This window comes from Streptomyces sp. LaPpAH-108, assembly GCF_000373625.1.
Classification (GTDB): Bacteria; Actinomycetota; Actinomycetes; order Streptomycetales; family Streptomycetaceae; genus Streptomyces.
Map to the genome: position 1 here is coordinate 376,790 of NZ_KB891996.1, position 25,273 is coordinate 402,062.

The following is a 25,273-nucleotide window of genomic DNA, read 5'->3' on the forward strand; positions in this document are numbered from 1 at the left end:
GAGCGGTGCTCCAGGAGTTCGGCGAGGGCGAGGGGGTCAGGCGCGGGAGCGGCGCAGCAGCCAGACGAAGTACGGCGCCCCGACCAGGGCGACCATCAGTCCGGCGGGCAGCTGGGCGGGGGCGAGGAGCGTGCGGCCGAGGGTGTCGGCCACGCAGACCAGCAGGGCGCCGAGCAGCATCGCGACCGGGATCACCCGGCTGTGCCGGGCCCCGACCAGGGCGCGGGCGAGGTGCGGGGCGACCAGTCCGACGAAGCCGACGACCCCGATCGCGACCACGCTGAGCGCCGCGAGCACCGCCGCGATCGCGAGCGCCGCGAACCGGGTGCGCGCCGGGCGGACCCCGAGCACGCGCGGGGTGTCCTCGTCCACGGCGAGCAGGTCGAGCTGCCGCCGCATCCCGAGCAGCAGCGGCAGCGCCAGCAGCAGCCCCACCGCGACCGGGACGACATCGGGCAGCGCGCGCCCGTACGTCGTACCGGAGAGCCAGGTGAAGATCCGGGGCGTGTTCCACGGGTCGGCGCGCAGCAGCAGGAAGGTGGTGACGGCGCTGAGGCCGTAGCCGCAGCCGATGCCGATCAGCACGAACCGGTCGGGCAGGAAGCCGCCGCGCCAGGCCAGCAGGGTGATCAGCGCGAAGGTGGCGAGTCCGGTGGCGACGGCGGCGACGACGAGCAGCGCCTGCCCGCCGGGCGCCTCGGAGGTCACGACGACCACCGCGCCGAGCCCGGCGCCCGCCGTGATGCCGAGCACGCCCGGCTCGGCCAGCGGATTGCGCACCGCGCTCTGCACGGCGCACCCGGCCAGGCCGAGCGCCGCACCGGCGAGGACGGCGGCGGCCACGCGGGGCATCCGGTCGTCGAGCGCGCTCCCGATCAGGTCCGGGGCGGTGTCCTGGACCCAGAGCACCAGGTCCCCGGTGCGCAGCCAGAGGCTCCCGGCGAGGAGGCCCACGAGGACGGCGGCGGCCAGCAGCACGGCCGCGACGCCCACCACGACGGCGTACGACCGGCGCGAGCCGATGCCGGAGCGCGCCTGCGGAGGCTGCCGGGCCGGTCCCGCGTCCCGCAGCCGCAGCGCGAGGACCACGATCACGACGGCGCCGAGCAGCGCGGTCGGCACGCCGGTCGGGACGGAGGCGGCCCCCTCGGCGCCGAGCACCGCGCGCAGCGAGGCGTCCGCGAGCAGGACCAGCAGCGCGCCGAGCAGCCCGGCGGCGGGCACGAGCAGAAGGTGCCGGTGCAGCGCCCGGACCCGGGTGGCGAGCAGCCGGGCCAGCACCGGGGCGCCGAGTCCGACGAAGCCGATCGGGCCCGCGAGCGTCACGGAGGTGCTGGTCAGGATCACCGCGCAGAGCACGGCGGCCGTACGGGTCGCCCGGACCGGCACGCCGAGCGCGGACGCGGTCTCCTCGCCCAGGCCCAGCACGTCCAGCTTCCTGGACAGTGCCAGGGCGACGCACAGCACGACCGCGACCAGCGGGAACGCCCGCATCGACGCGTCGATGTTGAGCTGCGCGAGCGAGCCGCTGCCCCAGGCGAACAGGCCGGTGGTGTTGTCGCGGAACAGGATGAGCAGCATCGAGGTCGCCGCGTCCAGCGCCATCGCGATGGCCGATCCGGCCAGGACGAGCCGGGTGCCCGTGGTGCCCGCCGCCCGGCCGGTGAGGGCCAGGACGAGCGCCGCCGCGAGCAGGCCGCCCGCGAAGGCGACGGCGCCGGACGCCCACAGCGGCACGGTGAGGCCGAAGGCGGCGACCGCCGACAGGGTGAAGTAGGACCCCGCGGTGACGGCGAGGGTGTCCGGCGAGGCGAGCGCGTTGCGGGTGACGGACTGGAGCAGCGCACCGGCCGCGCCGAGGGCGAAGCCGACGGCCACCCCGGCGAGCAGGCGCGGCAGCCGCGAGCCCGCGACGATGTCCGCGACCGGCACCCCGTCGACGCTGCCCCGGTCCCCGGCGAGGTACCGGAGCAGGTCGGCCGTGTCGGCGCCCGAGGTGCCCTGCGTCAGATGCCACAGGCCCACGAGGACGACGACGGCGGCGAGGAGGACGAGGACGGCGGCTGCGGCGGGGGCGTTGCCCCGGGGGGTGGTCGGAGCGGAGGCCCGGGGTGCGCTCACTTCTTCTTCTGGGTGAGGACGTCGACGTACGCGTCGATCGCCTGCTCGCACGAGCGCGGGCCGCCCGCGCCCCAGACCCGCGCCGGGAAGGGGTGCGCCCGGCCCTGCTTCACGGCCGGGAGGGACTTCCAGACCGGGTTCTTGGCCAGGGCCTTGACGTAGCCTCCGGCGCCCTCGTCGTTGGCGTAGAAGAGGTTGGCGTCGCCCACGGCGGTCAGGCCCTCGACGTCGGTCTGGGCGAGGCCGTAGGCGGGGTCGACGCCGCCGTCGCCGTACGCCTTGTTGATCTTGTCGGTCCAGGCGGGCTTCATGCCCAGTTCCTCGCCGATCGCGGTGAACAGGGCGCCCTTGCCGTACGGGCGGACGGTGAGGTTGCCGCCCTCCAGCCAGCCGTCGAAGAACAGGAAGTCCTTGGTGGGCAGATCGGCGCCGGTCACCTTCTTCTTGGCCGCCGCGAAATGGTCGTCGAACTGCTTGACGACCTGCTGGGCGCGCTCGGTACGGCCGGTCGCCGCGCCGATCATGGTGAACACGTCCCGCACGTTGCCTATCGGGTCCTTCGGGTTCGCGCCGCGCGTGGCCAGCACGGGTATGCCGCGCTTCTCCAGCGCGGTGAGGGTCTTGTCCTTGGCGTCGAACGCCTCCACGACGACGAGGTCGGGCTTGGCCGCGAGGAGGGTGTCGAGGTCGGGCTCCTCACGGGTGCCGATGTCCGTCACCCCGGCGGGCAGCTTCTCGGCGCTGACCCAGGTGCGGTAGCCCTTCGGGTCGGCGACCGCGACGGGGGTGACGCACAGCGTCAGGGCGTCCTCGACCTGCTGCCACTCCAGCACCGCGATGCGGCGGGCGGGCTTGTCGAGCTTCACCTTGCGGCCGATGCCGTCGGTGAGCGTCACCGGCTTCTTCGACGTGGCCGTGGTGTCTCCGGCACAGTCCTGCGACGCGGGCGAAGCGGCGGCGCCCGCCCGGGACTTGACGTCGGTCGTACCGCAGCCGGTGGCCACGAGCGCACCGGCGAGCACGGCAACGGCTGACGCCGTCAGACGGCGAACGCGGGTCATGAGAGGTCCTCTCTGTCACTTCTGTCATGGAGCGGGGTGGCCGGTGTGTCGTCGGCCTGGATGCCGGGCGGGGTGGCCGGTGTGTCGTTGGCCTAGGTGCCGGGCGGGGTGGCCGAGGTGGTCGGGACGGCCGGAGCGGCTGGGCCGCTGACCGGGGCGCCGGGCGGGGCGACTGGGGTGGCCGGAGTGGCCGCGTCGCCGGGCGGGGCGACTGGGGTGGCCGACGTAGTCGGGACGGCCGAGGCGGCCGGGACGCTGGCCGGGGTAGCCGCGTCTCCGGGCGGAACGGCCGCAGTGGCCGGGACAGCCGAGGTAGCCGGGACGGCCGGGGTGGCCGGGGTGGCCGGGGCGGGGTGGCGGCCGACGGGGTCGATGCGGATGCGGCCGGTGTGGGGGTGGACGTCGACCTCGACACGGATGTCGTAGACCTCGGCGATGTGGTGGGCGGTGAGCACGTCGGCGGGGCGGCCCGCCGCGTGGACGCGGCCCGCGCGCATGAGGACCAGCGTGTCCGCGACGCGCGCGGCGTGGTCGAGGTCGTGCAGCACGATCCCGACCGCGACGCCGTGTTCCTCCACCAGGTCGCGGACCAGATCGAGGGTTTCGATCTGGTAGCGCAGGTCCAGATGGTTCGTCGGCTCGTCCAGCAGCACCACGGAGGTGTCCTGGGCGAGGCAGGCCGCGAGCCAGACGCGCTGCATCTCGCCGCCGGAGAGTTCGCCCGCGGGGCGGTCGGCCATGTCGCGCACGCCGGTGGCGGCCATGGCGTACGCCACCGCGCGGCGGTCCTCGGCGGAGAGTCCGGCGAAGCCGCGCCGGTAGGGGTGGCGGCCGAAGGCGACGACCTCCGCGACCGTCAGACCCTGGGGCGCGGGCCGCGACTGGGAGAAGAGCGTGACCTCCCGGGCGAACTGGCGGGCGCCGAGCAGGGACACGAGGCGTTCGGGGCGGCCGTCGTGGCCGCCGAGCGTGATCCGGCCGCTGTCCACCCGGTGCAGCCGGGCCAGCGAGCGCAGGAGCGTGGACTTGCCGCTGCCGTTCGGGCCGACCAGGGCGGTCGCGCGGCCGGGCTCCAGGGTGAGCGAGACGCCGTGCACGACGGGGGTCCTGCCGTACCGCAGGACGAGGTCGCTGCCGCTCAGGGTGGTGGCGGGGGCGGTCGCGGGCAGGGGGTCGCTGGGGAGCGGGGCGCTGGGAGGCATGGGGGTCCGGTCGGATCGAGGGCACGGGTGGGGAACCCCTCGACGCGGGACGCCAACTAAGGGTTACCTAACTACGGGGAGGTTATATTCCGCCAGGTCATGCCGACAATCAGGAGTTCGCGCCATTCGATACGGCATTCCGGACACCCGACGCGGCGTCCTGAGCCGTACCGAAGTACGCGCCCGGGGTCGTGCCCACGACCCTGCGGAACGCGGCGATGAAGGTGCTGGGCTGCGCGTAGCCGAGTTCTTCCGCGACCGTCTGTACGTCCCACCCCTCGGAGAGCAGCGTCAGCGCCCGGTGGACCCGCAGCGCCTGCCGCCACCGGGCGAAGGACAGCCCTGTGGACTGACGGAACGCGCGGGTGACGGTCCGGTCGCTGGTGCCGAGCGCCCGCGCCCACTCCTCCAGCGAGCGGTTGTCGGCGGGGTCCGCCAGCAGCGCCTCGGCGATCGCGTCGATCCTGGCGTCCCCGGGCAGCCGCAGCGTGAACGGGCGCTCCGACGGCACCAGTACGTCGAACACCACCGCCTCCGCCCGGGCGCGTGCCTCCGCGTCGAGATCCGTACGCGCCAGGTGGCCCAGCAGCGACTCCAGCAAGGGGGTCATCTCGATCGCCGTCGGCCCGTCGAAGGCGACGGGGGTGTGCTCGGGCGCGAAAAAGGCGTCGTAGAACTCGACCCCGGCGGTCAGCCGCCCCCCGTGCACCACCCCGGCGGGCATCCACAGCCCCTGCCCCTCGGACACGGTGAACACCCGGTCCACCACCCGCGACATGAGCGTCCCGCCCCGCACCCAGACCAGCTCGTGCAGGGGATGCGCATGCGGCTCCCACTCGGTGGGCACCCCAGGAACCTGCGACTCGGCCAGAATGACAAACGGCGCCCTACCCACCGGCACCGCCGAAGCCCGCCGCACCACAGTCCCCGGCTCCCGCCGCCATATCCCAAGCCCGGGAACACCAGCAGACGATCGGGACATGGGGAGGAGTGTAATCCGGCGGGGTGGGGAGGCGGGGGCGTGCGGAGTGGGGTCAGGGCATGTGGGCGGCCAGGGTGTGGAGTAGGTTCACCACGCCCTCGGGGCCGTTCACCACCAGGTCCGCTCGGTCCGCCAGTTCGGGGACCTCTGTGCTGCCGCTGCAGACGAGGAGGCCGGGGGTGCCGCCGGTGCGGAGTTTTTCTACGGCGGCGAAGGCGGGGAGGTCGCCGAGGTCGTCGCCCGCGTAGAGGACGGCGTCGGCGCCGAGGGCGCGGACGTGGTCGAGGAGGGCGACGCCCTTGTCCATGCCGGGCGGGCGGAGTTCGAGGACGAGGCGGCCGGGTTCGACGATCAGGCCGTGGCGGGTGGCGAGGTCGGTCAGCGGGGCGCGCAGCGCCTCGAACGCGGCCTCCGGGTCCTCCGCGCGGCGGGTGTGCACGGCGACCGCGCGGCCCTTCTCCTCGATCCACGTACCGGGCCACGCCCCGGCCCGGTCCAGGACGCCCGGCAGTTCGGCGCGGGCGGCGGCGATGCCGGGGTGCGGGGCGGGGGCGCTGACCGTACCGGTGGCCGCGTCCCAGCGCTCCGCGCCGTAGTGGCCGAGCACGACAAGGTGCTCCAGGCCCTCGACCCCGGCGAAGCCGCCGTTGCGTACGGCCACCCCCGCCGGGCGGCCCGTGATCACCGCCACGGACGCCACCTTCGGCGCCAGCTCGGCCAGCGCGGGCACCGCACCGGGGTGGGCGCGCGCCTGCGCCGGGTCGGCGACGATGGGGGCCAGCGTGCCGTCGAAGTCCAGCCCGACCACGGCCCCGTGCGCCCCCTCCAGCAGCGCACGCAGACCGTCCCGGCCGGCCGGGGTCGTCGGAACCGGAAGATCCTTCGGGATGGCGGAGTCCGTCTCGGGGATACCCATGAAACGACACTATCCGCGACCACCCCACCCCACTCCTCCCCACGAGGAGTGGGGTGGGAAGCAGGACGAGAGGCACACCCGCGGCTCCATGCCATCGCGCACCCGAACCCGCAGCCCCACGACCTCACGCCTCACGCACCAGACCCGCACCGCAGCCGCAGCCGCACCCCGCCCCACCGCCAAAGCCAGCGCAGCGTCACGTCACCGTTCCGAGCGCCGCGCCTCCCGTACCCGTCGCAGCCGGTTCACCGTCACCGGGTCGTGGGTCAGGGCGCGCTCGTCGTCCAGGAGGGCGTTGAGCAGTTGGTAGTAGCGGACGGGGGCGAGGCCGAGCTGTTCTCGGATGGCGCGTTCCTTGGCGCCGGGGCCGGAAAAGCTCCGGCGCTCCAGCGCGAGGATCGCCTGCTCGCGGGGGCCCAGTTCCATGTCGGCCACCGTAACCCCCGCGAAGCCCTACTGGGCCGCGGCCCGGCTGTCCGCCGTCGTCGCCGTCGACTGCAGGCGGGTCAGAACGCCGGACGGGCTGCCGTCGGGGGCGACGGCCTGGCCGATCTGCTGCTTGACGGCCGCGCTGACCTCGGCCCAGGAGATCTTGTTGACGGGGTACTGCTCGGCCGTCTCCAGCTGGTCCAGGAAGGGGTGCAGGGCCTTGTCGCGGGGGGCGTCGGAGGCGCCCATGGCCTGGGAGGCGGAGGTGGTGACGGGCAGCAGACCGTACTCGTGGGAGAAGGCGAGCACGTTCTTCTCCTTGTAGACGAAGTCGAGGAAGCTGCCGATCTGGTCGGCGTGCCCGTTCTGCTTGAAGGCCATCATCCAGTCGGCGACGCCCATCGCGGGGTGGTGGCCGCCGTCGCGGGTCGGCATCGGGACCATGCCGAACTTCACGCCCTTGTCCTCGGCCTGGTGCATCAGCGTGGGGTGGCCGTTGAGCATGCCGACCTCGCCGTCCGCGAACGCGGAGAACGCGGCGGCACGGTTCAGACGCCCCGGCGCGACCGGCCCGGTCAGCCCCTTGTCGACCAGGTCGTCCTTGAGCCAGGTGAAGGTGCGGGTGTTCTGGGTGGAGTCGATGGTGTACGTCCCCATGTCGTCCGTGTAGTCACTGCCCCCGCTCAGCAGCCACTGCATCGTCTCGGCCTGCGCCTCCTCGGGCCCGAGCGGCAGCGCGTACGGGTACTTCACGCCATTGGCCTTCAGCGCCTCGGCGTCGGCGGCCAGCTCGTCCCAGGTGGTGGGCGCGCTGGTGATGCCCGCCTTCTCGAAGAGGGTCTTGTTGTAGAAGAGGACGCGCGTGGAGGCCGCGAACGGCATGCCGTACGGCGTGTGGTTCCACTCGCCCGCGTCGGAGAGCTGCGAGACGAGGTCGGCCTGGGTGCGGATGGAGAGCAGGTCGGAGGCCGAGTAGAGCTTGCCCTTGGCCGCATAGTCGGCGTAGGCGCCGATCTGGGCCATGTCGGGGGCGTGCCCGGCGGCGACCAGCTGCTTGACCTTGGCGTCGACGTCGTTCCACGAGTAGACGCTGACCTCGACCTTCACGTCGGGGTGCTGCTTCTCGTACGCGCTGACCAGCGAGGACCAGTACTTCTTGGAGCTGTTGGCCGGGGAGTCGCCGTAGTCGGCCGCGACCAGCTTGAGGGTCACGTGCGAGGAACCCGTGGTCCCGCAGCCGCCGAGGACCGCCGCCATGCCCAGTGCGGACACCACCGCGATCGTTCTTGCCGTACGCCGACGCACCGTCAAAACCCCGATTCCCTTTACGGACTGTTCGCTATGTGAACACATGTCTACACCACGTAAGTGGACTAGACCTCTCACGGGTCACCGGGTCACACTGGACGGGTGAGACATGTCATCGCCCTGGACGTGGGCGGCACCTGGATGAAGGCCGCTCTCCTCGGCGTCGACAGCGCGTCCGCCCCGGCCGCGGCGCCCGCACTCCTGCACCGCGCGCGCCGCGCGACCGGCCGCGAGCGGGGCCCGGAGGCGGTGGTCGCGGAGATCCTGGACTTCGCCGCCGACCTGGCCGCGCACGGCGCCGCGCACCTGGGCGGAGCCGCCGTCGCGGCCGGTGTCGCGGTGCCCGGGATCGTGGACGAACCCGGCGGCCGGGCGGTCTACGCGGCCAACCTCGGCTGGCGCGACGTCCCCCTGCGCGACCTGCTCGCCGAGCGCCTCGGCGTGCCCGTCGCGCTCGGCCACGACGTGCGCACCGGCGGCCTCGCCGAGGGCCGGATCGGCGCCGGGAAGGGCGCCGACCGCTTCCTGTTCGTGCCGCTCGGCACCGGCATCGCGGGCGCCATCGGCATCGGCGGCGCGGTGGAGGCGGGCGCGCACGGCTTCGCCGGTGAGATCGGCCACATCGTCGTCCGCCCCGGCGGCGCCGACTGCCCCTGCGGGCAGCGCGGCTGCCTGGAGCGGTACGCCTCGGCCGCCGCCGTCGGCCAGGCGTGGGCGCACGTGTCCGGCAAGAAGGACGCCGACGCCGCCGACTGCGCGAAGGCCGTCGAGAACGGCGACCGGGCCGCCGAAGAGGTCTGGCAGGACGCGGTCGACGCGCTCGCCGACGGCCTCGTCACCGCGCTCACCCTGCTCGACCCGGGCACCCTGATCATCGGCGGCGGACTCGCGGAGGCGGGCGAGACGCTGCTCCGTCCCCTGCGGGAGGCCGTGGGGCGCCGGATCACCTTCCAGACCCCGCCCGTCCTCGTCCCGGCGGCCCTCGGCGACACCGCCGGATGCCTCGGCGCCGGACTGCTCGCCCGCGATCTCCTGGGCCCTGCCGGCCCAGGCCGCACCGATCCCTCGGAGGTAACCGCCTGATGGCTCCCAGCTTGGTACTCACCGGCGCACGGGTGGTGCTGCCCACCGGCGTGGTGGACGACGGCCGCGTGAGCGTGGCGGGCACGCGGATCACCGCCGCGGGCCCCGCCGGGGCGGCACCTCCCGCCCCGGCAGACGCCGAGGTCGTCGACGCGAGCGGCCACTGGCTGGTCCCCGGCTTCGTGGACCTGCACAACCACGGCGGCGGCGGCGCCTCCTTCGCGGGCAGCGCCGAGGACGCCCTGACCGCCGTACGCACCCACCGCGCGCACGGCACCACCACCCTGGTCGCCTCCACCGTCACCGACGACCTGGACCTGCTGGCCCGCCGCGCCGGGCTGCTCAGCGAGCTGGCCGAGCAGGGCGACATCGCGGGCATCCACTTCGAGGGCCCGTTCATCTCCCCGTGCCGCAAGGGCGCGCACTCCGAGGCACTGCTGCGCGACCCCGACCCGGCCGAGGTGCGCAAGCTGCTCGACGCCGCGCGCGGGCAGGCCCGCATGGTCACCCTCGCCACCGAACTCCCCGGCGGCCTGGACTCCGTACGGCTCCTCGCCGAGCAGGGCGTGATCGCGGCCGTCGGGCACACCGACGCGAGCTACGAGCAGACCGTCGAGGCGATCGACGCGGGCGCCACCGTCGCCACCCACCTCTTCAACGCCATGCCCCCGCTCGGCCACCGCGCCCCCGGCCCGATCACCGCGCTCCTTGAGGACGAGCGGGTCACCGTCGAGCTGATCAACGACGGCACCCATCTGCACCCGGCCGCGCTCCAGCTGGCCTTCCACCACGCGGGCGCCGACCGGGTGGCCTTCATCACCGACGCGATGGACGCGGCGGGCGTGGGCGACGGGCGCTATCTGCTCGGCCCGCTGGAGGTCGAGGTCGCGGACGGCGTGGCCCGGCTCGTGGAGGGCGGCTCCATCGCGGGCTCCACGCTGACCCTGGACCGCGCCTTCCGGCGGGCGGTCACCGTCGACCGGCTGCCGGTGACCGACGTGGTGAAGGCGCTGTCCGTCAACCCCGCCCGTCTCCTTGGGCTTTCGGACCGGATCGGCTCCCTGGAGCCCGGCAAGGACGCCGATCTCGCGCTGCTGGACGCCGCGTTCACGGTGAAGGGCGTCATGCGCCGGGGTGAATGGGTTCTCGCGCCCCAACTGCCCTGATCCGTACCCTCCTTCATCGGACGGCGGCTGTCCCCGAGGTGGGCCGGCCGCCGTCTCTTTGGCATGATCGGGGCCCCGGAAACCGAAGCCACGCCAACTTTCGAGGGAGGTCGGACCGGGTGATCCTCACGGTCACACTGAACACCGCTCTCGACATCACCTACCGCGTACGGTCGTTGCGCCCCCGCGCCTCCCACCGCGTCTCCGACGTGGCCGAACGGCCGGGCGGCAAGGGCGTCAACGTGGCGCGGGTGCTGGCCGCGCTCGGGCACGAGGTGACGGTCACCGGGTTCGCGGGCGGCGCGACCGGCGGGGTGCTGCGCGACCGGCTCGCGGAAACGGCGGGGCTCACGGACGCACTCGTGGAGGTCGCGGGCCCGACCCGCCGCACCATCGCCGTCGTCGACGAACTCACCGGCGACACCACGCAGTTGAACGAGCCCGGACCGCAGATCTCCCCCGCCGAGTGGGCCGCCTTCCTGCGCTCCTACGACGGCCTGCTCGCCGGTGCCTCGGCGGTCGCCCTCTCGGGCAGCCTGCCACCGGGCGTGCCAGTGGGGGCGTACGCGGGGCTGATACGGGTGGCCCGCTCGGCCGGGGTGCCGGTCCTGCTCGACACCAGCGGCGAGCCCCTGCGACGCGGCGTCGCCGCCCGCCCCGACCTCGTCAAGCCGAACGCCGGTGAACTGGCCGAACTCACCGGCTCCCACGAGCCGTTGCGCGCCACCCGCGACGCCCGCCGCCGGGGCGCCCACGCGGTCGTCGCCTCCCTCGGCCCGGACGGCCTCCTGGCCGCGACCCCGGAGGGCCACTGGCGCGCGGCCCCGCCCACCCGGCTGCGCGGCAACCCGACCGGCGCGGGGGACGCGGCGGTCGCCGGTCTGCTGTCGGGGCTGGTGGAACGGCTCCCCTGGACGGACCGCCTGACCCGCGCCACCGCCCTGTCGGCGGCGGCCGTACTGGCCCCGGCGGCCGGGGAGTTCGACCGGGCGGCCTACGACGAGCTGTGCGGGCGGATCGAGGTGAGGGGGGCGGCGGAGGCGGCCTGAGCCCGGTCCCGCAGGACAGGTACTAGCGGGTGACGTGACCCTTCTTCACCCAGAACTGGTCGAGCAGGACGTTGCACTTGTCGCCCGCCTGGCAGGAGACGGAGATCGTGTTGGCGCCCTTCTTGAGGTCCGGGTACACGTAGGTGGTCGCCCAGCCGTTCTCGAAGTCGTTGGCAGCCGCGTGCCGGTAGTTCTGCAGGTCCGCCTTGCTGCCGAAGTCCTTGCCGTTGACGTTGACCGTCATCGACTGGTCCTCGCCCGGCGCGCTGTACCGGATGAAGAAGGTGTACGCGCCTTCCTCCGGCACGCTCACACTCCATGTCGCCGACGCACCGGCCTGGTTGAGCCCGCCCACATAGGTGCCGCCCGCCGCTTCCGCGCCCTTGACGTCCGAGGCCGGGGCCGCGCCGCCCGCCAGCTGCACGGAACTGTCGGCCGCGTCCGCCTTCGGAAGCTCGCCCGCGGGGGCCGAGGCGGTCGTCTTGGGACGCGGCGCGGCGCTCTTCGACTGCGTCGGGCTCGGGCTCGTGGCGCCGTTCGCCTCGTCGTTCGAGTCGCCGTTGAACATGGCCACGCTGATGCCGATGACGACCACGGCGACCACCGCGATCGCGCCGATCAGCAGACCCTTGGTGTTGGGCCCGCGCCGCCCGGCGTTCTGCCGTCCGGCGTTCTGCTGCATCCGGCTGCCCGTCGGGACGCTGCTCTGCTGCGCCTCCGGAGCCTGGTACTGAGCCGTCGGCTGGCCGTAGGTGCCCTGCTGCTGCGGGACCTGCTGGCCGTACGTCTGCTGCTGGGGGTACTGGCGCTCACCGACCGCGCGCACCCGGCTGACCGCGTTCGGATAGCCGTAACCGCCCGACGGCGGCTGGGCACCTCTGGCCTGGCCGTCTGCGTACAGGTAGCCGAACGGGTCGTCTTCCTCGGGCGTGCTCGCGCCGTTGTCGCCGGGCGTCATCCCTGGTACTCCTCAAGCAGGTGCGGGCGGATGGGGTACGGGTTGGCAGGGCGAGCCTACCCTCCCCCCTAGCCGAATTCGCTCGATCGGGGGACACCCCCGAGGCTCCCAAAACGGGTGAGTCTGCCCGTCTCAACCCGCTGACCTGCGGATCACCCGGCACGCCGGTGCTGTTTGGGACGAGATCGTTTCTCTACGTACATCCGCTCGTCGGCTGACTTCAACACCTCGTCCGCCGTCATTCCGCAGTGGGCCCAGCCGATGCCGAAACTGGCGCCCACCCGCACGGCCCGCCCCTCGGCCCGGATCGGCTGGATGATCTCGCCCCGCAGCCGTCCGGCGAGGTCCTGCGCGTCGGCCCGGCCGAGCCCGTCGGCCAGGATCACGAACTCGTCGCCGCCGAGCCGGGCGACCGTGTCGCCGTCCCGCACCCCGTTGCTCAGCCGCCGCGCGACCTCGATCAGCACCGCGTCGCCCGCGTTGTGCCCGAAGCGGTCGTTGATCGACTTGAAGCCGTCCAGGTCGCAGAAGAGCACCGCGAGCCCCTTGGCGCCGTCGTCGTGGCCGCCCTCCGGGGCGACGGTGTGCACATGGTGGTCGAAGGCGTCGTACGCCTCGGCGCCCGGGCCGAAGTCGAAGCCGTGCCCGGCGTCCGCGTCGCCCGGGTGGCCGTAGGCGGCGTCGAGCGAGTCGAAGCCGCCCGCCTCCTGGGCCGGGCGGCGGCACAGCCGGGCGGCCAGGCGCGCGCGCAGCTCCGCGGAGTTCGGCAGCCCGGTCAGCGAGTCGTGCGAGGCGCGGTGGGCGAGCTGCAGCTCGCGGCGCTTGCGCTCCTCGATGTCCTCGACGTGGGTGAGCAGGAAGCGGGGCCCGTCGGCGGCGTCCGCGACGACGGAGTTGCGCAGCGACACCCAGACGTACGTGCCGTCCCGGCGGGCCAGGCGCAGCTCGCCCCGGCCGCCCTCGGGGGAGGTGCGGCGCAGGGTGGTGACGTCCTCGGGGTGGACGAGGTCGGCGAAGGAGTAGCGGCGCATCGCGGCGGCGGGGCGGCCGAGCAGCCGGCACAGGGCGTCGTTGGCGCGCAGGATGCGGCCCTGGTGGTGGTCGCCGTCCATCTCCGCGATGGCCATGCCGGAGGGGGCGTACTCGAAGGCCTGGCGGAAGCTTTCCTCGCTGGCTCGAAGTGCCTGCTGGTCGCGCTCAAGACGGACCAGGGCGCGCTGCATGTTGGCGCGCAGATGGGCGTTGCTGAGGGCGATCGCGGCCTGGAAGGCGTACATCTGGAGGGCCTCGCGGCCCCAGGCGCCGGGACGGCGGCCACCGTGCGGACGGTCGACGGATATGACGCCGATCAGCTCGCCCCGGGCACCGCCCTGGACGCCGGGCGAGTACATCGGCGCGAAGAGCCGGTCGCCGGGGTGCCACTCGCCCTCGAACCGCGGGGCGGGCCCCTCGGTGTACCACTGCGGTACGTCGTCCTCGTCGAGGACCCAGCCCTCGTGGTGGGGGATGAACACCAGGTCACCCCACAGCTCGCCCATGCGCAGCCGCCGCTCCCAGGACTCCCGGGCGCCGACCCGGCCCATGATCAGGGCCTCGGCCGCCGGGTTCCCTGAGAAGGCGGCGACCACCAGATCGCCGTCGGGGCGGACGAGGTTCACGCACGCCATCTCGTACCCCAGCGCGGTGACCGCGCCGTCCGCGACGATCTGCAGCGTGTCCGCCAGGCTGCGGGCCGTGTTCATCTCGGCCATGACCTGATGCAGCTGCCGCAGGGATGTGAGCGGGACGTACGGCTCCGACTCTGTCTCCATGTTCGCCCTCCCCCTCCCCCGAGACCTCGCTGCGAATCAAGGCTTCTTCTCGCCACTGAATCACAGCGCGCTCCTCACTCGGTACACAGGGTCAACAATTATTGCCCCTTGTGACTCAAGTCACAGCAGAACGTGAACAATTGAGTGGAGTTTCTGCGTTTTCCCGGCACTGTTCTTGAACGCAAAGTGAGTGAACATGCGCATATGCCGTACGAATCGGCAGGCGGGCGGGTCGGGACGGTTGTCCGGAGCCCTGGTCCCGCCGCGCGCGGGCGTGCGGCCCGGGTCCTAGGACCCCTCTCGGGCGGAGGGCCGATGCGGCGGGCCGGGGTGGCGGATTAGCGTTTCCGGCGTGCTGAACACCTCCGCCTCCGCGCCGTCCCCCGCCGCGTCCTCCGCCGCCCGGGCCGCTTCCGGGCATCCTGAGGGGGTGAGCGACGACGAGTTCCGGGCCGCGATGTCCCGGCTGGCCGCCGGAGTGGTCCTGGTGACCGCGCAGGAGCCGCCGCTGGACCCCGACGACCCGCACGCGCCGGGCACGGAGGACGTGGGCATGACCGCCACGGCCTTCCTGTCGGTCTCCCTGGACCCCCCGCTGGTCATGGTCAGCCTGCGCACCGGCGGCCGGATGGACGAACTCCTGGAGGAACAGCCCCTGTGGGCGGTCTCCGTCCTCGCCGACCACCAGCGGCAGATCGCGGGCCGCTTCTCGATGAAGGGCCGCATCAGCGACCGCCTCCTCTTCGCGGACCTGGACCTCACCCGGGGCGAGGCGACGGGCGCTCCGCTGGTCTCCGGCGCGCTGGCGATGCTGGAGTGCCGTACGGAACAGCGGGTGCTCGCGGGCGACCACACCCTGGTCATCGGCCGCGTCCTGACCGCCCATGTGCCGAGCGCGGAGGGCGGACCGCTGCTGTATTTCCGGGGGCGGTACCGGCACCTGGGCTGAACTGCGGGAACCGGAACCGGCACCGCTGCCGTCCGCCACCGCGTGACGACTCTCGCCCTCGACGATCCGACCGGGGTCTTCTACATGACCTCGGTCTTCGCCCCGTTCCTGATGCCCTGCCTGGCCGTCCCGCTGGCCTTCGCTCTCGCGGTGCGCGCGTACACCGGCAGCTGGGGCAGCGCCTGGTACGCCCCGGACCCCGGCCCGTCCGTGCTGATGGTGCTGCTGGCGGTCGCCACGGCCTTCGGCCTCTACGGCTACGGGGTGGGGTTCGGCTTCTACGTCCTCGACCCGGACCAGATGTGCGCGGCCCTGGGCGTGCGCGGCGACACCATCGTGACGGACCTGGGGCTGCCGGTCAGCGCGCGGTGCGTCACGGACAGCGGTGTGGCGACGGAGCTGGTCCCGTTCTGGGTGAACCCGCTCATCTATATGTCGCTGGCGGGGGGCGTGGTGGCGGCGGGGGCGGGGCTGGCTGCTGCCTGGCGGCGGCGCGGGGACGGGGACGGGGTGCGGGGGCCTGACGCGGCGCCGGCGGGCAGGGGCGGCGCGGACTGCCCGGATTCCTGACGCCCTGCGCGGCGCGGGTCGGCAGGGTTCCTGACGGCCTGTGCGGCGCGGGTCGGCAGGGTTCCTGACGCCCTGTGCGGCGCGGGTCGGCAGGGTTCCTGACGCCCTGTGCGGCGCGGACCGGCCTGGCGTCCTGCGCGGCGCGGACCGCTGACACCCTGCGCGGCGCGGACCGGCCTGGCGTCCTCCGCGGCGCGGACCCGCTGACACCCTGTGCGGCGCGAACTGGCCGGTTTCTAACCCCAGTCCCGCCCGGAGCGGCCCCGTTTGGTGTCCGAGCGCTGTTTTTTCTGTCTGAGGCGGCGTTCGTTGATGCCCCGTGGGATGCGGGTGGCGCGGCGGGGCTTGGGCGGAGGTGCCGTCGCCTGGGCGAGGAGGGCGGTCAGCCGGACGAGCGCGGCCTCGCGGTTGCGCCACTGAGAGCGGTGCTCGGAGGCGCGGACGACCAGGGCGCCGTCCACCAGGCGCCCGGCCAGCCGCTCCAGCGCGCGCTGCTTCCACACCTCGGGCAGCGCCTCGGTGCGCGCGAGGTCGAAACGCAGCTCGGCCTGGGAGTCGCTGGTGTTGACGTGCTGCCCGCCGGGCCCGGAGGAACGCGAGAAACGCCACGTCAGCTCGGCCTCGGGAAGCGAGACCGAGCCGCGGATGAGATAGGGCCCGGACATGACTCCATGGTCGCGGGTGCGGGCGGCCCGCGTCACCCCGTTTTCCCCCACCTCGGTAAAAAAGGTAAAGCGAGCAGGAACCTCGGGTACCCCTCCGGGCGTTCTCCCGGGTGACGTGGCTTCGTCGGGACCGACGGAGCGACAAGCAGTCCGACACATAGGCATTAGGGAAGGGACTCCCAATCATGGCTGTAAGCCTGTCCAAGGGTGGCAACGTCTCGCTCACCAAGGAGGCTCCGGGCCTGACCGCCGTCACCGTGGGCCTCGGCTGGGACGTCCGCACCACCACCGGCACGGACTTCGACCTGGACGCGTCCGCCATCGCGGTCAACGGCCAGGGCAAGGTCTACTCCGACCAGCACTTCGTCTTCTTCAACAACAAGCAGACGCCGGACAGCACCATCGTCCACACCGGTGACAACCGCACGGGCGAGGGCGAGGGCGACGACGAGGCGATCAACGTCAACCTGGCCGCCCTCCCGGCCGACGTCGAGAAGATCGTCTTCCCGGTCTCCATCTACGACGCCGAGAACCGCGGCCAGAACTTCGGCCAGGTCCGCAACGCCTACATCCGCATCGTCAACCAGGCCGGCGGCGCCGAGATCGCCCGCTACGACCTCTCCGAGGACGCGGCCACCGAGACGGCGATGGTCTTCGGCGAGCTGTACCGCAACGGCGCGGAGTGGAAGTTCCGCGCCGTCGGCCAGGGTTACGCCTCGGGCCTGGTCGGCATCGCCCAGGACTTCGGCGTCAACGTCTGACGGACGCGCCGGATCGCGGACCCCGGGCACCTCATCGGCCCCGGGGTCCGCGCAGCCCAAGTCACCTTCCGCGCAGGGGCGTTAGCGTGTCCCGGTGATCCTCGAACCCCTGGCCGCCGGTACGCCCGTCCCCGCACCGCTGCTCGCGGAACTGACCGCGCTGTACGCCTCGCAGCGGGCCTTCCACGCGCTCGGCGGGGAGTTCCCCGATCCGGCGGACATCCGCCCCGAGCAGGTCGCGGACGCGCTGGCCGCCGAACCCGCCCGCCCCGGCGCCGAGGTGCTGCTCGCGCGGGTGGACGGCAGGCTCGTCGCGGTCGTCATCACCCTCGCCCGCCACCCCGACCCGGCCGACCCGGACCCGTGGATCGGCCTGCTGCTGGTGGACGCGGCCGAGCAGGGCAAGGGGCACGGCCGCCGGGCCGCCACGCTCGTCGAGGAGCGGTTCCGGGCCGCCGGACGCCGGGCGGTACGGCTCGCGGTGCTCGACGGCAACGCGCCCGGCCTCGCCTTCTGGACCGCCCTCGGTTACACGGCCCTGGACCACCGCCACGACCGCGCACTCGGCCGCCCCTGCGCCGTCCTGCGCAAGGTGCTGCTGCGCACCCCGAGACGAGCCGCGCGTACGGCCGTGCTCGCGCCGGACGGCTCGGTGTTCCTCTGCCGCCAGCACAACCCCGAAACCGGGCCGCACTGGACACCCCCCGGCGGCGGCCTCGAACCCGGCGAAAGCCCCCGCGAGGGCGCCGCACGCGAACTGACCGAGGAAACCGGCTGGACCGACCTCACCCCGGGCCCCCTGCTGGGCACCTGGGAACACGACTTCACCCGAGCGGGCATCCCGGTCCGCCAACACGAACACCTCTACCTCACCCACGGCCCCCACCGCACCCCCACCGCCCCCGCCCTCGCCGCCCACACCACCGAAGGCATCCTCGCCTGGCACTGGTGGAACATCACAGAACTGACCAAGTGCGACGAGCCGGTGTGGCCACCGGATCTACACACGCTGCTGTCGGGACGGCCGAGCTGAGCAGACAGCCCGGCGGGCGGCTGGAGCGGGTGGCCTGAGCGGGCAGTCCGGCCCTGAGTGGGGCGGGGACCGGGGCGTGGGACGATTTGCGACGTGCTCGACATCGGCTATGCCCTTTCCAATCGGTTCCCGGATCCGCCTCAGACCGACTACCGGCGCGCGGACGCGCGGGCGCTGCGGCACGATCTGTTCTGCGGGGACGTGTATCTGGCCGACACCAAGAGCGACCGGGAGGTGTCCACAGCCTGGGGATGGGTGCCGGTGCTGGACTTCGCGTGGGCGCTGTGCGACATCGTGGAGCAGCTGGACCAGGATCCGATGGGCTCCCGCGCGTCCCGGCCGCAGCGGGCGGAGCTGGACTTCACCGAGTCGACGGACCGGATGCTCTTCGAGCGCCGTTTCGGCTGGGTGGACATCGAGGCGGACTGGATGCGCGCCGAGGAGCCGCCGATCACCTTCTCCCACGCCGAACTGCGCCGTGAGGCCCGCGACTTCCTGCACGACGTGATCGCGGACCTCACCGACCTGCACGAGGACCTGGCGGAGAACCCGGTGATCTGGACCCTCCAGGCCCGCTATCCCCGCATCTCCTGACCGCCCCTCCGGGTCAGCCCTCCACCCTGATCCCCAGCCCGGCCGCGAGCAGCGGGGCCAGGTCCAGAAGCTGGCCCGTGCTGATCACCGCGCCGGAGAGCCGGTCGAGTCCCCGCTGGACCTCCAGCGGAGCGGCCCCGCGCAGATCCACGTCCTTCAGCACGGCACCCCCGAAGTCGGCCCCCTTCAGCGCGCAGTCCACGAACTCCACGCGCTCAAGACGCGCCCCCGCGAAGTCCGGCTCCACCAGCACACAGGACTCGAACACCACGTCCTTGAGCCGGGCCTCGCGCAGATTGAGGAAGTCGAGCTTGCCGCCGCGCACGACGACCCGCTCCAGCGTGGCCCCGTGCAGCTGGACCCCGCCCAGCCGGGGCGCGCTCAGCTCCACGTCCCGGAAGACGGCCTCCGCGAGATGGGTGCCCACGCCCCGCAGCCCGGTGAGCACCGAGTCCAGGAAGCGGGCCCGGCCGAGCGCCGCCTCGTCCACCGCGCAGCCGGTCAGCGCGCAGTCCATGAAGCGCGCCCCCGCCCCCCGCTGCCCGGACAGATCCGCCTCCAGGAACTCAAGACCGTCGTAGTCCCCGTCGGGCTCCAGCTCCGCCCCCGCCCACGGCCGCAGCGGCGGCAACCGCACCTCCGGCCGCCGCGCCCCCTTCACCGCCGTACGCCCCGTACCGCCCGTACGCCCCGCACCCGTACCGCCCGCGCCCACCGCTCTCCTCGCCATGCCCCTCATGCTGCACCCCGCCACTGACAACCCGCCCGCTCCGGCCCGTCCTTGACCTCAAGTCCGGTCGAGGTTGAAGAGTGGGCCCACGACAGCCACGGGAACGACGACCACCCCAGGGGATCTCATGCACGCCATCCGGCTCCACTCCTTCGGACCGCCCGAGAACCTGAGCTACGAGAAGACCGAGGACCCCGTCCCCGGACCGGGCCAGGTGCGGATCGCCGTCGCCGCCGCCGGGGTGCACCTCCTGGACACCGCCCTGCGCGAGGGACGGCGCGGCCCGCTGCCCGCGCTGCCGGAGCTTCCGACCGTTCCCGGCCGCGAAGTCGCGGGGGTCGTGGACGCCCTGGGCGAGGGCACGGACGCCTCCTGGCTCGGCAAGCGGGTCGTCGCCCACCTCGGCCCCGTACCCGGCGGCTACGCCGAACTCGCCGTCACCGGCACGGACCGGCTGCACGAGATCCCCGCGGACCTGGACTTCGCGGCGGCCGTCGCGATGATCGGCACCGGCCGCACCGCGCTCGGGATCGCCGGGTCCGCGGAGCCGGGGGCGGACGACGTGGTGGTCGTACCGGCGGCGGCGGGCGGCATCGGCACCCTGCTCGTGCAGCACGCGAAGAACGCCGGGGCCACGGTCGTCGGGCTCGCGGGCGGGGCGGAGAAGACCGCCCGGGTGCGCGCGAACGGCGCCGACCTCGCCGTCGACTACACCGAGCCCGGCTGGCCGGAGGAGGTCCGCGCCTTCCTCGCCGGACGCCCCGCCACGCTCGTCTACGACGGCGTCGGCGGCGCGGCGGCCCGCGAGGCCGTCGCCCTGCTCGGCCCCAGCGGCCGGCACCTGGTCTTCGGCTGGTCGGCGGAGGGCATCGGGGACGGGGCCCAGGGGTACTTCGTGGACGGCGTCTCCGAGTCCGTCCTCGGGCCCGAGATGCTGCGCCGGGCGGGCGGTCTGCGCGCCCTGGAGGAGCGGGCGCTCGCCGAGGCGGCGCGCGGACGGCTGCGCCCGGCCGTCACCCGTTCGCCCCTGTCCGAGGCGGCTGCCGCGCACCGGGCGCTCCAGACGCGCGGCACAGTCGGGAAGGTGGTCCTCGAACCCTGAGAGAACGCCGGGGGACGGGCGGTGCGGGGGCCCGCCGACGCGGATGCGATATGCACCGATCCATGGTCTTCTGGCCCAATGAGCAGCGGCCGAACGGGTGAGTCGACACCGATACCCGCGAGGGCCGAGGCGGTCGATCCCCGCCGCTGGTGGGGCCTGGTCGTCATCGCCCTCGCCCAGCTGATGGTGGTGCTGGACGCGACGATCGTGAACATCGCGCTCCCCTCCGCCCAGCACGATCTGCACATGTCCGACGGGAACCGGCAGTGGGTCATCACCGCCTACACCCTCGCCTTCGGCGGCCTGCTCCTGCTCGGCGGCCGGGTCGCGGACCTGGTGGGCCGCAAACGCACCTTCGTCATCGGGCTGATCGGCTTCGCCGCCGCCTCCGCGTTCGGCGGCGCGGCCACCTCCCCGGCCATGCTGTTCGGCGCCCGCGCCCTCCAGGGCGTCTTCGCGGCCGTCCTCGCGCCCTCCGCACTCTCCCTGCTGACGACGACCTTCACCGACCCGCGCGAACGCGGTAAAGCCTTCGGCATCTACGGCGCCCTCGCGGGCAGCGGCTCCGCCATCGGGTTCATCCTGGGCGGCCTGCTCACCGAGTATCTGAACTGGCGCTGGTGCCTCTACGTCAACGTGCCCATCGCGATCCTCGCGGTGATCGGCGCCTTCGCCCTGCTGCACGACCGCCCGGGACACGGCGAGTCCCGGCTCGACGTGCCCGGCGTGCTCCTGGGCTGCGGCGGTCTGGTCGCCGTCGTCTACGGCTTCAGCGAGGCCCAGCCGCGCGGCTGGACCGACCCCGTGGTGCTCGCCCTGTTCGCGGCCGGGATCGTGCTGCTCGCGGCGTTCGTGTGGTGGCAGAGCCGCGCCCCGAGCCCGCTGCTGCCGCTGCACATCGTCCGCGACCGCAACCGCGCGGGCTGCTTCCTGACGATGATGCTCGCGGTGATCGGCATGTTCGGGCTGTTCCTGTTCATGACCTACTACCTCCAGATCATCCTCGGCTACTCCCCCGTCCGCGCGGGCCTCGGCTTCCTGCCGCTGACCGCCGCGATCATCACCGGCTCCACCCAGATCGCGGCCCGGCTGCTGAACCGCGTCGCGCCGCGCCTGCTGATGGTCCCGGGCCTGCTGCTCGCCTCCGTCGGCCTGATGCTGCTCACCCGGATGACGGTCCACTCGTCCTACGTCTCGGACATCCTGCCCGCGCTGATCCTGCTGGGCCTCGGCATGGGCCTCACCTTCATGCCGGTGTTCGCCACCGCCACGGCCGGGGTCGCGCCCCGGGACGCCGGGGTCACCTCGGCGACGGTGAACACCGCCCAGCAGGTCGGCGGCTCCATCGGTACGGCGCTGCTCAACACCATCGCCACCACCAGCAGCGCGGCCTACATCGCCGCGCATCTGCGCGGTCCCGCCGAGCGGGCCGCCGTCGTCCCGGTGGGCGTGGTGCACGGCTACACGGTCGCCATCTGGTGGGCGGCCGGGGTGATGCTCCTCGCGGCCCTGGTCGCGGGCCTGCTGGTGACGGCCCGCCCGGCCGGGCGGGGTGCGGCGGCGAAGCCCCGGGTCCGGGAATCAGTGGGCTGAGCGGGCCAGCTCCGCGAGCGGGGCGTCGGTGAGGCGGTAGACCGTCCACGCGTCCTGGGGGCGGGCGCCCAGGGACTCGTAGAAGCCGATCGCGGGGGTGTTCCAGTCCAGCACCGACCACTCCAGGCGCTCGTAGCCGCGCTCGGCGCAGATCCGGGCCAGCTCGGTGAGCAGGGCGCGGCCGTGGCCGCCGCCGCGTGCCTCGGGGCGGACGTACAGGTCCTCCAGGTAGATGCCGTGGACCCCGCGCCAGGTGGAGAAGTTCAGGAACCACAGCGCGAACCCGGCGGGCTCGCCCGTGGTGTCGTCCACCGCGAGGTGCGCGAAGGCGGCGGGGCGCTCCCCGAACAGCGCCTCGCGCAGCTGCTCCTCGGTGGCCCGCGCCTCGTCGGCGGCCTTCTCGTAGGCGGCCAGCTCCTGGACCATGCGGTGGATCGCGGGGACGTCTGCGGGGGTCGCGGTACGGATCATGGGGCGCAGGGTAGTGCGGGGCGCCTCAGTCCCGCAGCGCGGCCAGGCCCCCGCGCGGGCTCCACGCCCTCCCCCGCCCCCTGACCAGCGGATAGCAGGCCAGTCCGACGAGCACGGACAGCACATGGCCGAAGTCGGTGAAGGTGCGGGCGGTGACGAGCGGTACGGCGTAGACGGCGGCCAGGAAGACCAGGTAGGCGTAGCGCCAGGGCGGGGCGATCCGGTAGGTGAGGACGGCCATGACCCCGGCGAGGGCGTAACTGACGCCGATGTCGAGCGTGTTGACCGCCGAGGGCGGGGCGTGGCCGTTGTTGACGGCCATCAGCAGGGCCAGCTCGCTGATCAGCGTGGCCAGGATGTGCGCGGCGGCGCACACCGCGAGCCAGCGCAGGGTGCCGAGCCAGCGCTCGGCCTGGGCGTGGAAGAGGGCGTACAGCGCGGCGTACGGCAGCCAGCGCCCGCTGTCGATCCACATCGCGCTGGTGATCAGCACGCGGACGGGGTTCCGGGACAGCTCGTGGATGTTGGTGGAGCGCTGCCGCAGGAACTCCTTCTCGAACTCCGGCGACATGTGGTGCAGCGCCACTGTGGTGAAGAAAAGGACGGTCAGCCACACATAGGTGCCCGGGGCGGAACGGAGATGGTCCGCGACCGCCCCGAGCCCACGTCGCACACGGGTCACCCGGCTCACACGGGCCAGTATGGTCGTGCGCGTGACCGGGGTGCCTGGCGAGCATGCGGCCCCGGAGGACCTGCGGGAGCGGACCGTACGGTTCCTCCGCCACTGGCGGCTGCGCGCGGACGGCTCCGCCCTGAGCGGCACGTCCTCGCTGGTCACACCGGTGACAACCCCCGACGGAACCCCGGCCGCGCTCAAGGTCCAGCACCTGGACGCCGAGTGCGCGGCCGAGGCCACCGCGCTGCGCACCTGGTCCGGCGACGGCGCGGTACGCCTCCTGCGCGACGACCCCCCGACCGCCACCCTCCTCCTCGAACGCCTGCACGCCCACCGCCCCTTGACCGCCCTCCCGGACCCCCACGAGGCGACCACCGTCCTCGCCACCCTCCTCACCCGCCTGACCGCCCACCCGGCCCCACCCGGAATACGCCACCTGGGTGACATCGCCCAGGGGATGCTCGACCGCACCCCCTGGGCACTCGGCGCCGAACCCGACCCCGCCGTACGCGCCCTGCTCCAGGACTGCGCCGCCGCCCTCCGCGAGGTCGCGGACACCCCCGGCGCCCACCTCCTCCACTGGGACCTCCACCACGGCAACATCCTGACCGCCGACCGCGCCCCCTGGCTCGCCATCGACCCCAAACCGCTGGCCGGAGACCCCGGCTTCGAGCTGCTGCCCGCGCTGGTCGACCGCTACGACCCGGCGGACACCCACTGGCGCTTCGACGCGCTGACCGGCGCGCTCGGCCTGGACCGGGAGCGGGCGCGGGCCTGGACCCTGGCCCGGGTGCTCCAGAACCGGCTGTGGCAGCTCGCCGATCCGGCCGCGCCGAGACCCGTCCCCGACGTCCGGCTGGAGGTCGGCGCGGCGCTGCGGCGCCGTTGATGCCGGGGGGTCTCTGACACGCCGCCGGTCGGCCTATATCAGACCTTCCCGATAATCCGGTCATACCGTACGCGGTATGAAGAGATGTCACCTCGCATATCTCGCCTGCACCGCCGCCCTTCTCGGTGGCGGTCTCGGCGCCGCGCCTGCCGCTGCGGCGCACCAGACCCTCGTGGTCCGTCCCGGTCAGTCGATCCAGAAGGCCGTGGACGCCGCGCGGCCCGGCGACACCGTGTTCGTGCTCGCCGGGACGTACCACGAGAGCGTCGTCGTCAACAAGCCCTGGGTGACCCTGCGGGGCGCCGGGGAGCGTACCGTCGTCAAGCCCGCCGCCACCAAGACCGGCAAGGTCGCCAACACCTGTGCCCAGCACGGCGACGGCATCTGCGTGCTCGGCACCAAGAAGAAGAACGTCGAGGGCGTCACCGTCGCCGACCTCAAGGTCACCGGCTTCGGCCACGCCGGGGTGTTCGGCATGGCGACCGACACCCTGACGGTCCGCCGGGTGCAGGCCGTCAAGAACAAGACCTGGGGCATCGCCACCGAGCGCTCGGTGCACAGCGTGATCCGGCAGAACGAGATCCGCGGCAACGGCGACGCGGGCCTCTTCCTCGCCAACACCATCAACGAGGAGGGCGGCGCCTACGACTCCGGAAGGACGCTCGTCGAGCGCAACCGCCTGGAGGACAACCGCCTCGGCATGACCGTGCGCCGCCTGCGGAACCTGACCGTCACGGGCAACACCGTCTCCGGCAACTGCGGCGGCATCTTCGTCGTCGGCGACGAGAACAAGCCGCAGGGCGGAAACCTCACCGTCTCCTCCAACCGGGTCGTGGAGAACAACAAGTTCTGCGCGAAGACCGCCCGCCTCCCCGTCATCCAGGGCTCCGGCATCGTCCTCACCGGCACCGAGAAGACCCGCGTGAGCGGCAACTACGTCGCGGGCCACCGCGGCACCTCCCCGCTGTCCGGCGGGATCGTGCTGTTCAAGAGCATGGTCGGCGCCAAGGGCGTCAACAACCGGATCGACCGCAACACCCTGGCGAACAACTCCCCCGCCGACATCGTGAACACCGAGGCGGCCAAGGCCAACGTCTTCGAGCGCAACTCCTGCCGGACCTCCAAGCCCGCGGGCCTGTGCTGACCACGCGCCG

24 protein-coding genes and 1 pseudogene are annotated in these 25,273 nt (G+C 73.3%); 12 read left to right on the forward strand and 13 right to left on the reverse strand.

Going from position 1 to position 25,273, the window contains the following annotated elements; all coding sequences use genetic code 11:
* Positions 1-36: 36 nt before the first annotated feature.
* The 7 genes and pseudogenes from B079_RS0123900 to B079_RS0123930 form a co-directional block, all read right to left on the reverse strand.
* On the reverse strand, positions 37-2,121 hold the full coding sequence (locus B079_RS0123900) for an iron ABC transporter permease (protein WP_018548374.1): 2,085 nt from the start codon (positions 2,119-2,121) through the stop codon (positions 37-39).
* A complete protein-coding gene (locus B079_RS0123905; RefSeq protein WP_026249021.1) occupies positions 2,118-3,182 on the reverse strand; it encodes an iron-siderophore ABC transporter substrate-binding protein in 1,065 nt (354 codons plus the stop codon). Before B079_RS0123905 ends, B079_RS0123900 begins: the two co-directional genes overlap by 4 nt.
* Before the next feature lie 353 nt (positions 3,183-3,535).
* Positions 3,536-4,384: pseudogene (locus B079_RS32650) on the reverse strand (ABC transporter ATP-binding protein); the annotation flags it as partial.
* 109 nt (positions 4,385-4,493) lie between these two features.
* Positions 4,494-5,366 (reverse strand): helix-turn-helix domain-containing protein, encoded by an 873-nt coding sequence (locus B079_RS0123915; RefSeq protein WP_199779960.1) that lies wholly within the window; start codon positions 5,364-5,366, stop codon positions 4,494-4,496.
* Between the two features lie 52 nt (positions 5,367-5,418).
* Positions 5,419-6,282, reverse strand: coding sequence for a trehalose-phosphatase (gene otsB, locus B079_RS0123920; protein WP_018548378.1), 864 nt, complete (start codon positions 6,280-6,282; stop codon positions 5,419-5,421).
* 201 nt (positions 6,283-6,483) lie between these two features.
* Positions 6,484-6,708: a DUF3263 domain-containing protein gene (locus B079_RS0123925; RefSeq protein ID WP_018548379.1), complete on the reverse strand. Its 225-nt coding sequence runs from the start codon at positions 6,706-6,708 to the stop codon at positions 6,484-6,486.
* A 27-nt stretch (positions 6,709-6,735) separates the two neighbouring features.
* Positions 6,736-7,986, reverse strand: a complete 1,251-nt coding sequence (locus B079_RS0123930) for an extracellular solute-binding protein (protein WP_018548380.1) — start codon at positions 7,984-7,986, stop codon at positions 6,736-6,738.
* A gap of 135 nt (positions 7,987-8,121) precedes the next feature.
* On the opposite strand from B079_RS0123930, the gene B079_RS0123935 reads away from it, so the two are divergent.
* From B079_RS0123935 to B079_RS0123945, 3 genes are all read left to right on the forward strand, one after another.
* Complete coding sequence (locus tag B079_RS0123935; protein WP_018548381.1) at positions 8,122-9,102, forward strand: ROK family protein; 981 nt, start codon at positions 8,122-8,124, stop codon at positions 9,100-9,102.
* A complete protein-coding gene (gene nagA / locus B079_RS0123940; protein WP_018548382.1) occupies positions 9,102-10,268 on the forward strand; it encodes an N-acetylglucosamine-6-phosphate deacetylase in 1,167 nt (388 codons plus the stop codon). The genes B079_RS0123935 and nagA overlap by 1 nt, the downstream gene beginning before the upstream one ends.
* Before the next feature lie 119 nt (positions 10,269-10,387).
* Positions 10,388-11,317, forward strand: coding sequence for a 1-phosphofructokinase family hexose kinase (locus B079_RS0123945; protein ID WP_018548383.1), 930 nt, complete (start codon positions 10,388-10,390; stop codon positions 11,315-11,317).
* A 22-nt stretch (positions 11,318-11,339) separates the two neighbouring features.
* On the opposite strand, the gene B079_RS0123950 is transcribed toward B079_RS0123945, so the two are convergent.
* Together B079_RS0123950 and cdgB are read right to left on the reverse strand one after the other, a co-directional pair.
* Entirely contained in the window at positions 11,340-12,275 is a 936-nt protein-coding gene (locus B079_RS0123950) for a CBM35 domain-containing protein (protein ID WP_018548384.1), read from the reverse strand.
* Between the two features lie 152 nt (positions 12,276-12,427).
* The gene (gene cdgB, locus B079_RS0123955) at positions 12,428-14,086 is read right to left on the reverse strand and encodes a diguanylate cyclase CdgB (protein WP_018548385.1); all 1,659 of its coding nucleotides are present in this window, start codon (positions 14,084-14,086) and stop codon (positions 12,428-12,430) included.
* A 352-nt stretch (positions 14,087-14,438) separates the two neighbouring features.
* Here cdgB and B079_RS0123960 point away from each other — a divergent pair, with 352 nt between their 5' ends.
* Together B079_RS0123960 and B079_RS32655 are read left to right on the forward strand one after the other, a co-directional pair.
* Positions 14,439-15,035, forward strand: coding sequence for a flavin reductase family protein (locus B079_RS0123960; protein ID WP_018548386.1), 597 nt, complete (start codon positions 14,439-14,441; stop codon positions 15,033-15,035).
* Positions 15,036-15,077: 42 nt separating this feature from the next.
* Positions 15,078-15,605 (forward strand): hypothetical protein, encoded by a 528-nt coding sequence (locus B079_RS32655; protein WP_018548387.1) that lies wholly within the window; start codon positions 15,078-15,080, stop codon positions 15,603-15,605.
* Positions 15,606-15,841: 236 nt separating this feature from the next.
* Here the strand turns inward: B079_RS32655 and arfB are convergent, their stop codons facing one another.
* Entirely contained in the window at positions 15,842-16,270 is a 429-nt protein-coding gene (gene arfB / locus B079_RS0123970) for an alternative ribosome rescue aminoacyl-tRNA hydrolase ArfB (RefSeq protein WP_026249023.1), read from the reverse strand.
* 185 nt (positions 16,271-16,455) lie between these two features.
* Here arfB and B079_RS0123975 point away from each other — a divergent pair, with 185 nt between their 5' ends.
* The 3 genes from B079_RS0123975 to B079_RS0123985 all read left to right on the forward strand — a co-directional run bounded on the left by B079_RS0123975 (position 16,456) and on the right by B079_RS0123985 (position 18,658).
* Positions 16,456-17,031: a TerD family protein gene (locus B079_RS0123975; RefSeq protein ID WP_018548389.1), complete on the forward strand. Its 576-nt coding sequence runs from the start codon at positions 16,456-16,458 to the stop codon at positions 17,029-17,031.
* Positions 17,032-17,125: 94 nt separating this feature from the next.
* Entirely contained in the window at positions 17,126-18,064 is a 939-nt protein-coding gene (locus B079_RS0123980) for a bifunctional GNAT family N-acetyltransferase/NUDIX hydrolase (protein WP_018548390.1), read from the forward strand.
* A gap of 93 nt (positions 18,065-18,157) precedes the next feature.
* Positions 18,158-18,658, forward strand: a complete 501-nt coding sequence (locus tag B079_RS0123985) for a hypothetical protein (RefSeq protein WP_018548391.1) — start codon at positions 18,158-18,160, stop codon at positions 18,656-18,658.
* 13 nt (positions 18,659-18,671) lie between these two features.
* On the opposite strand, the gene B079_RS0123990 is transcribed toward B079_RS0123985, so the two are convergent.
* Entirely contained in the window at positions 18,672-19,388 is a 717-nt protein-coding gene (locus tag B079_RS0123990; protein WP_199779961.1) for a pentapeptide repeat-containing protein, read from the reverse strand.
* A gap of 127 nt (positions 19,389-19,515) precedes the next feature.
* Between B079_RS0123990 and B079_RS0123995 the strand changes: the two genes are divergently transcribed.
* Together B079_RS0123995 and B079_RS0124000 are read left to right on the forward strand one after the other, a co-directional pair.
* Positions 19,516-20,490 carry a zinc-binding dehydrogenase gene (locus B079_RS0123995; protein ID WP_018548393.1) on the forward strand — a complete coding sequence of 325 codons (975 nt, stop codon included), beginning with the start codon at positions 19,516-19,518 and terminating at the stop codon, positions 20,488-20,490.
* Between the two features lie 78 nt (positions 20,491-20,568).
* Complete coding sequence (locus B079_RS0124000) at positions 20,569-22,083, forward strand: MFS transporter (RefSeq protein WP_018548394.1); 1,515 nt, start codon at positions 20,569-20,571, stop codon at positions 22,081-22,083.
* Here the strand turns inward: B079_RS0124000 and B079_RS0124005 are convergent.
* Both B079_RS0124005 and B079_RS0124010 read right to left on the reverse strand, forming a co-directional pair.
* Entirely contained in the window at positions 22,072-22,554 is a 483-nt protein-coding gene (locus tag B079_RS0124005; RefSeq protein WP_018548395.1) for a GNAT family N-acetyltransferase, read from the reverse strand. The genes B079_RS0124000 and B079_RS0124005 overlap by 12 nt on opposite strands.
* A gap of 25 nt (positions 22,555-22,579) precedes the next feature.
* Positions 22,580-23,236 (reverse strand): rhomboid-like protein, encoded by a 657-nt coding sequence (locus B079_RS0124010; protein ID WP_018548396.1) that lies wholly within the window; start codon positions 23,234-23,236, stop codon positions 22,580-22,582.
* A gap of 19 nt (positions 23,237-23,255) precedes the next feature.
* Between B079_RS0124010 and B079_RS0124015 the strand changes: the two genes are divergently transcribed.
* Positions 23,256-24,119 carry an aminoglycoside phosphotransferase family protein gene (locus B079_RS0124015; RefSeq protein ID WP_018548397.1) on the forward strand — a complete coding sequence of 288 codons (864 nt, stop codon included), beginning with the start codon at positions 23,256-23,258 and terminating at the stop codon, positions 24,117-24,119.
* Between the two features lie 76 nt (positions 24,120-24,195).
* A complete protein-coding gene (locus B079_RS0124020) occupies positions 24,196-25,263 on the forward strand; it encodes a right-handed parallel beta-helix repeat-containing protein (RefSeq protein WP_018548398.1) in 1,068 nt (355 codons plus the stop codon).
* Positions 25,264-25,273: the final 10 nt, after the last annotated feature.

Excerpts from the sequence above, each read along its gene's own strand:
- B079_RS0123905 (WP_026249021.1), bottom strand. The coding sequence starts at position 3,182 with ATGACCCGCGTTCGCCGTCTGACGGCGTCAGCCGTTGCCGTGCTCGCC.
- B079_RS0123915 (WP_199779960.1), bottom strand. The coding sequence starts at position 5,366 with ATGTCCCGATCGTCTGCTGGTGTTCCCGGGCTTGGGATATGGCGGCGG.
- otsB (WP_018548378.1), bottom strand. The coding sequence starts at position 6,282 with ATGGGTATCCCCGAGACGGACTCCGCCATCCCGAAGGATCTTCCGGTT.
- B079_RS0123925 (WP_018548379.1), bottom strand. The coding sequence starts at position 6,708 with ATGGAACTGGGCCCCCGCGAGCAGGCGATCCTCGCGCTGGAGCGCCGG.
- nagA (WP_018548382.1), top strand. The coding sequence starts at position 9,102 with ATGGCTCCCAGCTTGGTACTCACCGGCGCACGGGTGGTGCTGCCCACC.
- B079_RS0123950 (WP_018548384.1), bottom strand. The coding sequence starts at position 12,275 with ATGACGCCCGGCGACAACGGCGCGAGCACGCCCGAGGAAGACGACCCG.
- cdgB (WP_018548385.1), bottom strand. The coding sequence starts at position 14,086 with ATGGAGACAGAGTCGGAGCCGTACGTCCCGCTCACATCCCTGCGGCAG.
- arfB (WP_026249023.1), bottom strand. The coding sequence starts at position 16,270 with ATGTCCGGGCCCTATCTCATCCGCGGCTCGGTCTCGCTTCCCGAGGCC.
- B079_RS0123975 (WP_018548389.1), top strand. The coding sequence starts at position 16,456 with ATGGCTGTAAGCCTGTCCAAGGGTGGCAACGTCTCGCTCACCAAGGAG.
- B079_RS0123990 (WP_199779961.1), bottom strand. The coding sequence starts at position 19,388 with ATGGCGAGGAGAGCGGTGGGCGCGGGCGGTACGGGTGCGGGGCGTACG.
- B079_RS0123995 (WP_018548393.1), top strand. The coding sequence starts at position 19,516 with ATGCACGCCATCCGGCTCCACTCCTTCGGACCGCCCGAGAACCTGAGC.
- B079_RS0124000 (WP_018548394.1), top strand. The coding sequence starts at position 20,569 with ATGAGCAGCGGCCGAACGGGTGAGTCGACACCGATACCCGCGAGGGCC.
- B079_RS0124005 (WP_018548395.1), bottom strand. The coding sequence starts at position 22,554 with ATGATCCGTACCGCGACCCCCGCAGACGTCCCCGCGATCCACCGCATG.
- B079_RS0124015 (WP_018548397.1), top strand. The coding sequence starts at position 23,256 with ATGGTCGTGCGCGTGACCGGGGTGCCTGGCGAGCATGCGGCCCCGGAG.
- B079_RS0124020 (WP_018548398.1), top strand. The coding sequence starts at position 24,196 with ATGAAGAGATGTCACCTCGCATATCTCGCCTGCACCGCCGCCCTTCTC.